This is a genomic window from Ruegeria sp. BHSC223 (assembly GCF_059613025.1).
Map to the genome: position 1 here is coordinate 24,332 of NZ_JBXWRR010000014.1, position 12,900 is coordinate 37,231.

General features: G+C 52.1%; 12 protein-coding genes. 5 read left to right on the forward strand and 7 right to left on the reverse strand.

The genetic code is table 11. From position 1 onward, the window contains the following. The first annotated feature begins 1 nt into the window (after nucleotide 1). Together AC2FNY_RS17020 and AC2FNY_RS17025 are read left to right on the forward strand one after the other, a co-directional pair. The gene (locus tag AC2FNY_RS17020; protein WP_496803173.1) at nucleotides 2-616 is read left to right on the forward strand and encodes a LysE family translocator; all 615 of its coding nucleotides are present in this window, start codon (nucleotides 2-4) and stop codon (nucleotides 614-616) included. 258 nt (nucleotides 617-874) lie between these two features. Continuing rightward, nucleotides 875-2,164: an MFS transporter gene (locus AC2FNY_RS17025; RefSeq protein WP_496803174.1), complete on the forward strand. Its 1,290-nt coding sequence runs from the start codon at nucleotides 875-877 to the stop codon at nucleotides 2,162-2,164. Nucleotides 2,165-2,249: 85 nt separating this feature from the next. Here the strand turns inward: AC2FNY_RS17025 and AC2FNY_RS17030 are convergent, their stop codons facing one another. Next, nucleotides 2,250-3,431: an MFS transporter gene (locus tag AC2FNY_RS17030; RefSeq protein WP_496803175.1), complete on the reverse strand. Its 1,182-nt coding sequence runs from the start codon at nucleotides 3,429-3,431 to the stop codon at nucleotides 2,250-2,252. 63 nt (nucleotides 3,432-3,494) lie between these two features. On the opposite strand from AC2FNY_RS17030, the gene AC2FNY_RS17035 reads away from it, so the two are divergent. Together AC2FNY_RS17035 and pdxR are read left to right on the forward strand one after the other, a co-directional pair. After that, the gene (locus AC2FNY_RS17035; protein WP_496803176.1) at nucleotides 3,495-4,565 is read left to right on the forward strand and encodes a LysR substrate-binding domain-containing protein; all 1,071 of its coding nucleotides are present in this window, start codon (nucleotides 3,495-3,497) and stop codon (nucleotides 4,563-4,565) included. 73 nt (nucleotides 4,566-4,638) lie between these two features. Then, nucleotides 4,639-6,189 (forward strand): MocR-like pyridoxine biosynthesis transcription factor PdxR, encoded by a 1,551-nt coding sequence (gene pdxR / locus AC2FNY_RS17040; protein ID WP_496803177.1) that lies wholly within the window; start codon nucleotides 4,639-4,641, stop codon nucleotides 6,187-6,189. On the opposite strand, the gene AC2FNY_RS17045 is transcribed toward pdxR, so the two are convergent. The 4 genes from AC2FNY_RS17045 to AC2FNY_RS17060 form a co-directional block, all read right to left on the reverse strand. Further along, a complete protein-coding gene (locus AC2FNY_RS17045) occupies nucleotides 6,172-6,981 on the reverse strand; it encodes a pyridoxine 5'-phosphate synthase (protein ID WP_496803223.1) in 810 nt (269 codons plus the stop codon). The two genes, pdxR and AC2FNY_RS17045, sit on opposite strands and share 18 nt — an antisense overlap. Nucleotides 6,982-7,372: 391 nt before the next feature. Beyond that, on the reverse strand, nucleotides 7,373-7,978 hold the full coding sequence (locus AC2FNY_RS17050) for a nitroreductase family protein (RefSeq protein ID WP_496803178.1): 606 nt from the start codon (nucleotides 7,976-7,978) through the stop codon (nucleotides 7,373-7,375). A 199-nt stretch (nucleotides 7,979-8,177) separates the two neighbouring features. Continuing rightward, nucleotides 8,178-9,350 carry an MFS transporter gene (locus AC2FNY_RS17055; RefSeq protein WP_496803179.1) on the reverse strand — a complete coding sequence of 391 codons (1,173 nt, stop codon included), beginning with the start codon at nucleotides 9,348-9,350 and terminating at the stop codon, nucleotides 8,178-8,180. A 413-nt stretch (nucleotides 9,351-9,763) separates the two neighbouring features. Further along, the gene (locus AC2FNY_RS17060) at nucleotides 9,764-10,249 is read right to left on the reverse strand and encodes a MarR family winged helix-turn-helix transcriptional regulator (RefSeq protein WP_496803180.1); all 486 of its coding nucleotides are present in this window, start codon (nucleotides 10,247-10,249) and stop codon (nucleotides 9,764-9,766) included. Nucleotides 10,250-10,330: 81 nt separating this feature from the next. On the opposite strand from AC2FNY_RS17060, the gene AC2FNY_RS17065 reads away from it, so the two are divergent. Further along, on the forward strand, nucleotides 10,331-11,209 hold the full coding sequence (locus AC2FNY_RS17065) for an EamA family transporter (protein WP_496803181.1): 879 nt from the start codon (nucleotides 10,331-10,333) through the stop codon (nucleotides 11,207-11,209). Between the two features lie 239 nt (nucleotides 11,210-11,448). Here the strand turns inward: AC2FNY_RS17065 and AC2FNY_RS17070 are convergent, their stop codons facing one another. Next, on the reverse strand, nucleotides 11,449-12,015 hold the full coding sequence (locus AC2FNY_RS17070) for a LysR substrate-binding domain-containing protein (protein WP_496803224.1): 567 nt from the start codon (nucleotides 12,013-12,015) through the stop codon (nucleotides 11,449-11,451). Between the two features lie 126 nt (nucleotides 12,016-12,141). Beyond that, nucleotides 12,142-12,822 (reverse strand): aspartate/glutamate racemase family protein, encoded by a 681-nt coding sequence (locus AC2FNY_RS17075; protein WP_496803182.1) that lies wholly within the window; start codon nucleotides 12,820-12,822, stop codon nucleotides 12,142-12,144. Between the last annotated feature and the right edge of the window lie 78 nt (nucleotides 12,823-12,900).

The window sequence follows — 12,900 nt, forward strand, 5'->3', positions numbered from 1 at the left end:
AATGTCGGATGGAATTGCCCAAGTGGCAGCGTTGTGGGCGGCAGCCGCCCTTTTGCCTGGAATAGATTTTGCGATAATTTTGCGCTCTGCAGTCACGGCAGACCGGTATGCTGCGTTTAGTGCAGTACTGGGCATCTTGGTTGGAACGATGGTTTGGTGCGCAGTTGGGATTTCGGGCGTAGCGCTTGTCTTGATTGCAGTTCCGACACTTGCGACCGGAGTCCAAATGCTTGGTGGTGCATACTTAATCTATCTTGGCTTGAAAGTAGGCAAGACGCCTCTGGCGAGAACATCGCCGGATTTCGAAGCGTCGAGCATGCCTGCGGAGAACCATTTCGTCGCTGGCCTCTTGGCCAACCTTACCAATCCTAAGACTGCACTTTTCATCGCTGCGGTTTTCGCGATGGCTCAATCTGCGGGTAGCGGCCAGGTGTCCGGTTTGTCAGTCGGCTTGGTCGTGTTCCTGATATCGGCCGGATGGTATTCGTTTCTCGCGTTTGCTCTTACATCACGGCCGTTCAGAAGCGGGCAGGAGCGTTGGCAGTCACCTATCAAGTGGTTGGCTTCGGGCATCTTGATTGCACTGGGCATCCAAATGTTGGCGGGTTCAGTATAGGTATTTTTCTGGCAAGAAGTTCATTCCCGCCTGAACTAGGCAAGGCATTCGGCGGCGCATAAGCGCTACGACATCGGCTTTCGGGGACGGATATCTTGCCAATGAAGCACGAGTTAAGGCGGCGCTATGTTGGGTCGGTATCGCAGACAAAGTGAACGCTCGCCGTGCTCGCGCGCACGATCGCTTTAGGTCGCTCACGATCGACATCAACGTCGCCACGACACTACACAAGTTTGCTGCAAACGCGAAGGTACAAAAATGGCAACGGAAATAGAGTTCTCCATTGCTACGCTGCCCATATCGGCGCGACGGCACGTTCGCGTGTTTCAGGTCCACCAGTTTCTCGATCGGTTTGCGATGGGGCTGACGGTAGCAGTTGTTGCACTTGCTTTGACCGACCGGGGAATGGACCTATTTCAGATTTCACTCCTTTTCGGGGTTTACTCTCTTACGACCATGGCGATGGAACTGCCGTTTGGCGGGTTGGCTGACAATATCGGACGAAAACCAGTCTTTCTTGCGGCGGTTGTCGCCAGCGTGGTTTCACTCGTGCTCTTTCTATCGACAAGCGATTTCTATGTTCTCGCACTGTCGTTTGCCTTCATTGGTTTTGGACGTGCGCTTCGGTCAGGCACGCTTGACGCCTGGTTCGTTGAAACCTTTAGAACCGCCGCGCCGAATGTGGACGTTCAGCCCGCGCTTGCAATGGCGCAATGGGCGAACGCCATGGGTTTGGGTGTCGGGGCAATTCTGGGTGGCTTACTGCCTGATCTTTTGGGTTTTGCGGCGGAAGGACTTGGGCTCAGCAGCTATGATGTGTCCTACGGTTCGAGCCTAGTTGTGATGCTTGGCGTCTTCATTTACACTCTGTTTTTCATTGTCGAGAAACCGCGCCCATTAAACCCCAAAGCGCTGAAACAGGGTTTTGAGGCGGTTCCGCTGGTTATCAAGGATGCCGGCCTTCTTGCACTGCGACATCCATCGTTGTCGCTGCTATTGGCAGCGCTGTCACTCTTTCTGGTGGCGACCAATCCGGTTGAGGTGATCTGGCCAACCCGTGTAAAGTCCATGTTAGAGCATGATCTTGCAAATACGATTATTGGTTTCTTAACCGCAGCCTATTTCTTTTCGATTGCATTCGGCGCGTCGTTGTCTTCGCGTATCAACCGGATCTTTAAGCGGCGACACGGAATGACACTTGCGGCGGTTTTTTCTTGCATTGCGGGCCTTCAGATTGCCTTGGCCTTGCAGGGCGGCATCGTAGGGTTCGTGGCGATCTTTGTATTATACTCGGTTGCCCTTGGCGTGTCTGAAACACCTGCCAGCAGTATCATGCACAGATGTGTCGAAGACCACCAGAGATCCACAATGTTGTCACTTAGGTCGCTGATACAGCAACTCGGAGCAGCTTTGGGGTTGATCCTGGCTGGCGCTGTCGCCAATGCCTACTCCACACCTACGGCATGGATAGTCGGCGCGATGTTTCTTGTCGCTGCCGTGGTTCTGATCGGGATCCTTGCCAAACGGCTTACCTCTGAGAATGAATAGTAGTTAGTTGTTGGGGCGCGCGACATTCGACGTTTGGGCTCTGAGTGATGGCAAGAGGTCGAGTTATTCTCCCCAACTGGAAGTACTATTTTGGAGGTCCATTGAAATTCGATGTAGCTGCGGTTTCCTCGTGCGGTAGGCTGACGACCAAAATCGTTAGTACAACAGTCAAACACGCCAACCAGGCGAACACACTTGGCAGTCCTCCAAACAGGTTTAAGATAATGCTTCCCGACATATTCCCCAGTAATGCTCCGAAACCAACGAATACATTGCCGATCGCAAACACGCGTACTGCCAGTCTCGTTTCCATTGTTTTGCTCGCGTAAGCCGGAGGCAATGCGAAAAAGGGGTAGAACGCAAACCCAAAGAAAATGGCGCTAATCACCACGTAGTTTACTGATGTGGCCAAAAACATCAGAATGCATGCCGAGAAGGTAAACACTGATACCGCTAAGAAACAGGCTCGTACATTGAAGCGGTCAGTCAGATACCCGATAAGAGGCGAAGCAATGATGCCGACGCATCCGTGCAGAAACGTCATACGCCCTGCCATCATGCGCTCGATCTCCAAGTGATCTCGTATCAATGCGGTAAAGAAGGTTTGAAACGAGATGGTTATCGCTGCACCCAACATCATGATTGCCCAAAGATAGACTGCTATCCTTCTCGACGAGTTGTCCAAGGAACCGATTTCAACAACTGGAATGTCGGATGTGTTGCTTTTCTCATCTTCGTGTCGGTCGACGATTGAGAGTGAGCGGAATAGAAACGCGCTTGCCACCGTGAATAGCAGAACAGAACAACCGGTTGCGAGCCAAATCCCACGCCAACCAATGTCATCTTGTAAGAAAGGAACAATTTGACCGTTTACGATAGCGCCATAGCCACCGCTGCCTGACAAAAATCCAAACACCATGCCGCGTCGTTCGTAGGGTATGTATCTGCGGATCACTGCAACCATCGGGATCCATGTTGCGGCGGGCACAAACCCGACTAAGGTCAAGATCGCTGCTGCTTGAATTGACGTTTGAACCTGGGACAAGCCCAGCAGGCAGGCTCCGCAAAACACCATCGAGGATAGAATGTAGCGTATCTCACCGATCTTGGGAGCCAGGGCGCCGGACACAACTGATGACACGATAAAGCCGATTTGGATTCCGGCTGCCACATACCCCATCTCTGCGTAGGTGAAAACCAAATCTTGGCGCATGTCAGGACTAAGTACCGGGAACAAGTAGATTCCAAAACCGTAGGCGAATGCCAAGAACCCACTGAAAGCGATTGTCAGAATGGTGCAAATGGCCCGAGAGGAGTGCATCGCTGAAGAGTGAGTCACGTTTCGATATCCCGACAAGAATTGAAAAGAGAAATACTGCTCTATGACGACGCATCTCTGTGCGTGATCAAGGCAATACATCGCTTTTTTGCTGGATTGTTGGGTTGGAGACAAACGTTTTTTCTATGCAATATGGAGCAGAAATCCTATTCTATAATTATGTCTAAGACATTACCTCCGCTAGATCATCTGCGTGCTTTCGAAGCGGCTGCTCGGCTTCTCAGCTTCAAGGGCGCAGCAGATGAATTGGGTGTGACACCGGGCGCCGTCGGGCAGCGGGTTCGCGCTTTGGAAGGCATCTTGGATTGCGCTTTGTTTGTGAGGCAAACCCGAAAAGTCGACTTGACGCTTGAAGGGAGAACATTGTTTGAGGACATCTCGCCGGCCATCACGTCTTTGCTAGGCAGCGTCTCTCGGCATTGGAAGCGTCAGAACAGTCGTGTGCTTCAGATCAGTTCCACCAACAGTTTCACCGAATTGAACCTTTTGCCACATCTGCCAACATTCACCGAGGCGTATCCGGACGCAGACGTGCGGATCATTTCAACCAACAAGAAACTGGATTTGCTCAAACATGATGCAGACGTTTGTATTCGACTGGGTCCCGGCGCTGTGAAGGGCTGTGAAACCCACTCGTTGGGTGAAGAACCATATATTCCAGTTTGTTCGCCTATCTTGTTTAGGAAGTTTCATGAACCAACTTCGACTGTCGAAGTGCTTGATCTTCCACTTATCGAAGAGGAGTGGGCGGTAGAAAGTGTAGCGGCTCCATCATGGAGAAAATGGGCCGAGAATCGTGGGCTTAGCTTTAAGGCGACGCGCCCTTTGATACGGGTCTCTATGGAGTCGCATGCCGTAAGGGCGGCAGTGCAGGCTCAAGGTGTTGCGCTCCTGCGGCTTGGGTCAGTCAAAGACTTGATCCAAAGTGAAACCCTCGTTGAATTGTGCGCGCCATCCGGACGTGACAGAGCCGCGTTTACCTATCGCCTTGTTTGGCGAACAGATGAAACCTCTGATCTGGTTCTATCGTTTGTAAATTGGGCGAAGAGGGCTTTGAAATAGCACTCGCGTTGAAACGTGGTGTTGGAGATCAACCCAGATCGCTCATTTTGGTATCTATGCCAACCGAACCAGGATGAATGAGGACAACCAAAAACTGGTACTGCAAAACGCTTCACAACCGGTTCTGTCAATTTTAGATATTGCTTACAATTTGAAGGACCAGTTTGCGAGATCATCCATGAAGCCAAATTTGCTGACCCTCTATACAAGACCAGACGCGTCTCGGCGCCAAACGCTTGCCGTCCAGATTTACCAAGACCTGTTATCGGCAATCCGAGAAGGACGTATCGAAAAGGGAGAGAAGTTACCTTCTTCGAGATCAGCAGCGGCTACGCTCAACGTTTCCAGAAACACTATGAACACTGCCTATGACTTGTTGCGCAATGAAGCCGTGGTAGAAACCAAGCAGGGCGCGTCACCCATCGTTGTATATGATCCATCAGAGAAGGTGCCGATGGTTCGCGCCGCCGATTTAGCTGTGGAGGCACTGTCGGAGGTTGGCGAGGCGGCACAAGCGATGCGACAGTCATTCTCACATCGCCAGCCGTTAGGGCGATTGCGACCGGATTCTCCTGACGAAACTCTCTTTCCCAGAGAGTTGTGGGGTAGGTTGCTACGTCGCGCTTCTCTGAAGCTTCATGGCGACGAGGCCAAGTACGCAGGTGCATGGGGCCTTGAACATTTAAGAGTAGTCTTGAGTGACAGGCTCCGAACTGACCGCGGCGTCTCGGTCAGCCCTGAACAAATCTTGATCACACCCGGAGTCCAAGCGTCACTATCAATGATCGCTCAGGTCGTAGGAGGACGTGGCAAGAAGGTTGCATTCGAAGATCCTGGACCTCGAGCACTTCGCGCTTCATTTGAGGCCGCAGGCATGGAACTTGAGATGTTACCTGTTGATCGCTATGGCGCAAATTTGGCGGAAATGCCAAATGCCGGAGAGCAGAAACTAATTTTCTTGACGCCATCTAATCAATACCCAACTGGTGTCCGCATGTCGTTGTCGCGCCGCGAGGAATTACTGCACTTCGCGACAAAATCTGGTGCATTGATTGTGGAAGACGACTATGACAGCGAGTTCTTGTGGAGGGGCAGAGAAATACCTGCATTGCATGCTTTGTCAGACGGACAACGCGTGATTTACCTTGGGACAGTGTCCAAGTCATTGCTGCCTGGCTTGCGTCTGGGATGGATGATCGTTCCACAGCCATACATAGATGTCTTTCGAAACTACCAACAAGCAATGGGCATGTTTCCTAATGTTCATGCTCAATCTGCTTTGGCAGATTTTTTTGAAAGCGGTTTCTACCGAAGCCACCTCCGACGAATCTCGACCAAATATCATCAAAGGTGCATGGTTTTGCACAATGCCTTGAGTGAGAATTTGGGAAGCCAGATCCAACTAAGAATTCCCGATGGGGGTCTTCAGATGCTGATGCGGTTCAAGCATGCTGTTGATGATCAGTTGGTCGTCGAGGAACTGGCGAAGTTTGGATTTGCTCCCGCTCCGCTATCTCTGTTCTGTGCAAATCGTGACCAGAGCGGTTTGCTCGTAGGATTTGGAACTCTCGATGAAAAGCTGGCCAACCGTTTTGTCTCAAGGCTCTCAGACATTATCCAATGAAGGCGCACTCTGGGTTGAGTGACGCGAAATTGTGTCGAGGTACATGCGCGTTGCGCTTGCGTAGCCAAAACGCAAGGCGTCACAAGCCAAAGCATGTCCAATGGACACCTCACTTAGGTGAGGGATTTCTTCAAGAAGTGCAGGTAGGTTTGAGAGCGTTAGATCGTGTCCGGCATTTACGCCTAAGGGGCTGTTTCGGTCCGAGGAAGAAGAGGGTCGAAGAGCCCCCTCTGCGGCTCGGGCCAGTGCCGCAAGGTTTCCCTTTCGGGATGCATCATCTGGAGCCGAGCCGAACGCTCCCGTATAGAGCTCAATTCGGTCGCCCTTCAGGTCTCGAACGGTGTTTACGCTTTCCAAGTCTGGGTCAACAAAAATACTTACCCTAATCCCGGCCTCTTGTAGGCGTGAGATAGACGTTCGGACGATGTCCAAATTGCTCGCAAAACACCATCCGCGGTCGGATGTCGATTGATCTGGTCCATCTGGAACGAGTGTTACTTGTGTGGGCTGAATCGTTTCTACGAGCTTCAGGAAAGCTTCCGAGGGATACCCTTCGATATTGAATTCTGCTTGAGGAAACTCACTGCGCAGCAACTCGTGAAGCGTGACAACATCTTGAAGCGTTATGTGCCGCTCATCCGGTCTTGGATGAACCGTCAGCCCATGTGCCCCCGCACGTAGAACGTCGGTTGCAATAGTAGCAAGGTCTGGCCACGGCAGTGACCGTCTGTTCCTTAGATAGGCTACGGCATTCAAGTTTACTGAAAGGTGGGGATAGGATATCTCTTGCATATGAACGAACACCTACTTTTTCCTAGTGTTAAACACCTATTCGCACGTTGTTAGCACCGGTTTGAGTGGTTGTTTTGGCACCAGTATCCTGGTCAATTGGGCTAATCCGTTGTTACTTTTGATTTGCCACGAAACCCCTTCAACTAACGTTAGTCGCGCCCTCCATTTCCTCGCGCTTTGTTTGATTATCGATGCGATGACGTTTCCTGGCGCAGTCGGAAAAGACACATCGATTCTTCCAAGCGGTGCTCAAAATGTTGAAGTTTCAATGGCCAAGCCTCCGGAAGGCTACCTACCGTGCAGCCAAGTAAATTCGGCAATTCAGTGAAGCAACCCAACTCCGAACGAACCTGTGATGAAGGCGCAGGGCAAGATTTCATTCCGACAAATCTCAGGAAGGCCGCGGCCACCCTACACATAGGTGCAAAATTGGAGCGAGCGGCGCCGATATTTCCAATATGTCGCTGGTTGCCTCGTCCCTAAAGCCAGCTACAAGAACACAGCCCAAGCCTTCACTTGCAGCTTGAAGATGTAGGTTCTGCGCAACGGCGCCAGCTTCAATGTACACGTATCTTGCGCCCCTTTGTCCGACCGGTTCTTGATCGGAAAAATGTCGAACTGATGTAGCAAGATCTGCACAGACGGTAATAACACAAGCAGCCGAACTCACCCACGGTTGTTCGCCAATCGTTGCTTTCTCAAGTAAATGAAGAACATTTCTTGTTAGAACAGGTCTAAAGTTCCTTGCTTCGTCATCTACGGAAAACACGCCTGCGCCCAGACCTTCAACGACACCTGTGCTCACTAGGAATCTGATCGGACTAATGCCCTGGGCTGATGGCACGGTCCTCTTCCCTGAATCGCTAGTTTTGCCATAGGCCGCCCAAAGCAATCTTAGGAGTGTTTTTTGAGAAATGGCCTCGTTGCTGAAGACGCGGATCGTTCTTCTTGTTGAGATTGCTTGAGATAATGAACAGCCAGTCATGTGAGAATCCATAAGTGGTTGGTGGATGTCTTTTCTATGCGCGCTCACAATTGAATCAGTGAACGAGGACGGCTCGTTGCAATTCGCGACAGCATCGGTTCAGGCCGCGCGAATGACACCATTCATTCAATATGTGCGGCAAGGTGGGCCGGTGGAAATTGGAGTGCCCGGTTGTAGAAGTATCGGTGGCTGGGGTCTGCTTAGACACTCGTCATTTGTATGTTGGGCTGATTTTTGCATTTCGAAGCAGGGCTAGCACGAACTCTAGTGAGCCGGCGAACATGATTGCCGCAATTAGCTTGCCTACGCCAAGGTGAATGATGATCCATCCGCCGAGGAACGGGAACCCAAAAATGCCCATGAAATAGGATAACACGAACCAAGTCAGAGCGGCTTCGCGTAGCTCGGCGTCTCCAAAATCGTTGACCGCTTGCGCTTGTAAGAGCGGATAAACGAGACCGTAACCAATGCCGAATAACGACGCGGACATTAAGTGAACGACGAAGCCGATCGGACCAGGCTTGAGTGCAAGCAGAAGCATCAATCCGGTGATCATAAAAATGAGGAGAACCGGAATGCTTTTCCGAATTGGTAGTCGGCCAACGAAACTGGCAAGAAACCATCGAGCGGTGACAACGGTAAGTGTGTAGACCGCAAAGAATGTTGACGCTGATAGCTCGGACTTTTCGACGATAGTGGTCTGAAACGTCATCACTCCACCGAAGGCACTGGCGCCCAATGCGACCATCAAGATCGGAAACCGAGAAGGTCCAGACAACAGAGCCCGAGCGTTTCGGACCCAGACACTCGTTCGCTGTTGTTGTTCGCTTCGTGAAGAAGTCGCTCGCGTCGCTTTCTCAAACACGACCAGGAGAAAGCTTGCCAATATGCAGACCGAGGCAACCAGAGAAAAATATCGAGCGGTGCCGATGTTAAAGTGATCCAAAAATAATTCACCAAGAAATGGCGATGCGCCAATTCCCGCCATCTGAAAGGCAGCAAAGCGCGTAAACCAGTAGGCACGATCCTCATCGTTAACGAGTCGAGAGAGCGCCATGGGAGCGGCAAGATAAAACGCCCCCCATCCAAAGCCGAGAGAAAAACCCCCAAAAAGACTTAGGCTGTCCACTCTGCTGGTTGTTGCCAGCAACATGAACGCTAGCGCGATCGCAACTGCTGCGATACTGGCAACTCTAGCTGGGCCAATCTTCGCCGCATACCAACCTGTAAGAGGGACTCCGAGGAGAGTTCCGACCATCCCAGCACCTAGGATCGTACCAGCATCCAATTCAGAACCACCGTTTATCGTGAAGTGGCGTGACAGCACAAAAGTTGCACCATAGCCTGCTGCAACAAAGAACGTCCCCCAAAACAGCGCAAGCACGCGAGGAATTGAGCGACTTGGTGTGGCAGTCGTGGATCTCGGTTCGAATGAACCGCTTGGTAAGGTTCTCGTCATAGATCGCTTGCTAAAGAGCAGTTATGCTTGGAGCAGGACCCAGTTGCGGAGAAGACTAGCGGTCCAGAGAATTTCACTGGTTGGAGCGGTAGCGACGAATACTTGGGACCAATTCGCGGATAGGACACAAGCATGCAGTCTACGCCACCGCCAACGTGGTCAGATGCAAGGCAATGCAGAGTTCCTCGCCCACCAGGCCGCTGATTGGCCAAATAATCGCCGTCCATTGTCAGGTCATCATAGGAGTGGACCCATGGTCGATCTTCCGGTCCAGTTCTCAGGACTGATGGTTACATGCGTCCTTTCGCCTGCAACTTTTTTCCACCACGTATGCTGGTCTATTTTTCCATATTGGACAGAAGCTTGCGCAGCGCTTTGTCCAGCGCCGAAAGCTCTTCTGGGGTGAGTGCTTGTACTAATGTTCGCTGTGTTTCAACATGATCGGCCACGGCATTATCAATCAACTGACGTCCCTTTTTGGTGAGTCTAATGACCGCTCGCCGAGCATCTTCGGCGTCAGTTTCACGCGTGATCAGACCTTGTTTCACTAGCTGGTCAATCCGGTTCGTCATTGTCCCGGAAGTAATCATCATCGCATTCATTAATGCGCCAGGAGACAGTGCGTGGGGTGCCCCGGCCCGGCGCAACGTTGCCAATACATCGAAGCCCGCAGCATTTAGCCCGTGGCGCGCAAAGGTCTCGCCCATTCGGCGCGAGCTATGGCCAAACACGCGCGACAGACGCCCGATTGTGCCCATAGGCTCGACTTCAAGGTCGGGTCGCTCATGTCGCCACTGGTCAAGTATTCGGTCTACTGCGTCCATACAAACATCATAGCGCACATTTATCTTGACATCAAGAGAATAGGTAATACCTTGACGTCAAGATAATGGGAGGGAAGCCGCATGACTCGTTCGTTGGATTTGATGTTGACGGCTCTTGCCCCGGTCGTTTGGGGTAGCACCTATATCATCACGACCGCTCTTCTGCCTGATGGATTACCCATGACTGCGGCTCTGCTGCGGGCTTTGCCTGCAGGACTTTTGTTGCTCGCTATCACCCGGTCGCTGCCACGTGGCGTTTGGCTGGCCCGTTCAATTGCGCTCGGAGCGCTCAACTTTTCAATCTTTTGGTGGCTGCTTTTCGTGGCCGCTTATCGACTTCCTGGTGGTGTCGCTGCGACAGTGGGAGGCATTCAGCCATTGATCGTACTCATGCTTTCGAAACGACTTCTCGAACAGGCTATTCGACCAGTGACTGTTTTCGCCGGCATCGGAGGTTTCATCGGGGTGGCATTGCTTGTTCTATCGCCTGAAGCGGCTCTTGATTGGACCGGCGTTTGTGCTGCTTTCGGGGGAGCAGTTTCAATGGCGTTCGGAACCGTGCTCACACGCAAATGGCAGCCGCCAGTTTCTGCGCTTACCTTCACGTCGTGGCAGTTGACGGCCGGTGGCTTGCTTCTTCTCCCTATTGCGGCGTTGACAGAGCCGTCACTACCGCCGCTTGATATTCCTGCAATCCTCGGATTTGCCTACCTCAGTTTGGTTGGTGCTGCGTTGACGTACCTCCTCTGGTTTCGTGGAATAGCGCGCCTTGGACCTGCTACCGTGGCACCACTCGGCTTACTTAGTCCTGTGGCAGCGACTTGTTTGGGCCTGTTGTTCCTAAGCGAAACCTTGAGCCTCGTTCAGGCGATCGGTGTGGCAACTGTGCTGACGAGCGTTTGGCTTGGGCAATCGGCTCAGCAGAAGGTCATCACCCCGGTGTTTCGGCCTAGAAGGTAATCCGCGCGCAACTTCCTCCTTGTCAGACTTGTTGCTACTACGGCTCGCGCTGACAGCAGCCACAAACCTTCGACAAGCCGGGCGTTCGTAGCGAACAAACTAGTCGCTGCTTTCGCCCCGCTCACCGAACTCATCGACGAACCAATTCTTTACAGTTTCTATTACGTGTGTCTTTGCGATGTTTTTGGGCCGAACAAACCAATGGGCATGGCTGGCATCCAAGGACAGAGCAAAAGAGGCTACAAGCGCCCAGTCGCTATGTCTTCCGCAACGAGCAGCGAACGTCCGAGGGCGACCCCTTGCCCGTCAATAGCTGCCTGCAAGATCGCGCCATCATCCCCGAGACGCGGTCCGGCAGATTGAGGCTGTTTGCATCCGTCGGCTTTAAACCATGTTGGCCAATCTTCAGGAATGTCTCCGTAAAGTAGGGTAGTGCGATGCAGGTCGGCCGGCGCGTATAGCGCGTGATCTTCGGCATACTTCGGGGAACACACGGGTGTTATGACTTCAGTGCCGAGCTTGAATGCCTCTAACTCGCGGGAGGGTGCCGAGCTATAGCGATTAGCTGCGTCTACACCTTCCACAGAGAAATCTACGAGGTGTCGAGAGGCTGTGATTCGAAAATCAATGTCGGGGTTCGCCGATATGAAACCAGCCAAGCGAGGCGCAAACCAACGTGTTGCTACCGATGGCAGCATTGAGAGTGTGACGACCCGATCGGATCGCCGGACTTTCGCCACTGCAGACCAAGTCTTAGCAAACGCGTCAGTCAACTGGTCTGCCAGACGCTTGCCTGCAGGTGTCACGCTCAATCTTGAACCGCTCCGCAAAAACAGTTCAACGCCGAGCGTTGCCTCTAGGTCAAGGCAACCGACTCACCGAATGATGAAGAGTCGACCGACTGGCACGAATTGCCGTGAACAGACCTGTCGTTAAATCCTATCCTCAGCCATGGAAATTTCCAAAAGGCCCTGGCAATGGATTTCGAGAGCATCGATGGTCGCAAAGCCGGGATCGAAACCTTCAAATGCCAGCCCAAGGTCTGTACCGGCAAGTAGTACGACATCGGCGCCCTGCTTCCTGACCATGTCAACTCCAGCCGAAAAGAAAACCTCTCGACAGTCCTCGCTACAGTGGCCTGTTTGCGCCATATTCATGTAATGTTCCCCAATGTCTTCCAAATTCTGCATTGGGCACACCGCTTTCACCTGTCGAAGTAAACCAAAGAGGTGTGATTCCATGACTGGAAAACTGCCGAGCAACCCGATTTTCTCGATACCCAATTCTTTGCAATAGCTCTCGATGAGGGTTATTGCATTTACCAGAGGCAGTTGGGACAGCCGCTGGGTTTCATCAAAGCAAAAGTGCCCTGTCAATGCTCCGATAGTAGCTACATCGCATTCAGCGCCCCGAAGTTGCGAGAGATGACGCGCAAAGATTTCAGCCTGGTCGGCCGTGCGATTCAACTTCGCGTTCTCGGCCAGAGCTGCGATGTTTGCGTGTGAGATCGTGATTTGCAGTGGCATTCCTGCCGTTTTGAACTTCGCTACCAAGCAGGAATAGTACGCGATCGTTGCGGCGGGCCCTAGTCCGCCAATGAGGCCTATGTGCATGTCTTGACTACTCTTGCTTCTGATCGTGTTCCGGTGCCATTCATTAGTTCAATTGCATTTGAAGATGGAAATCCAACG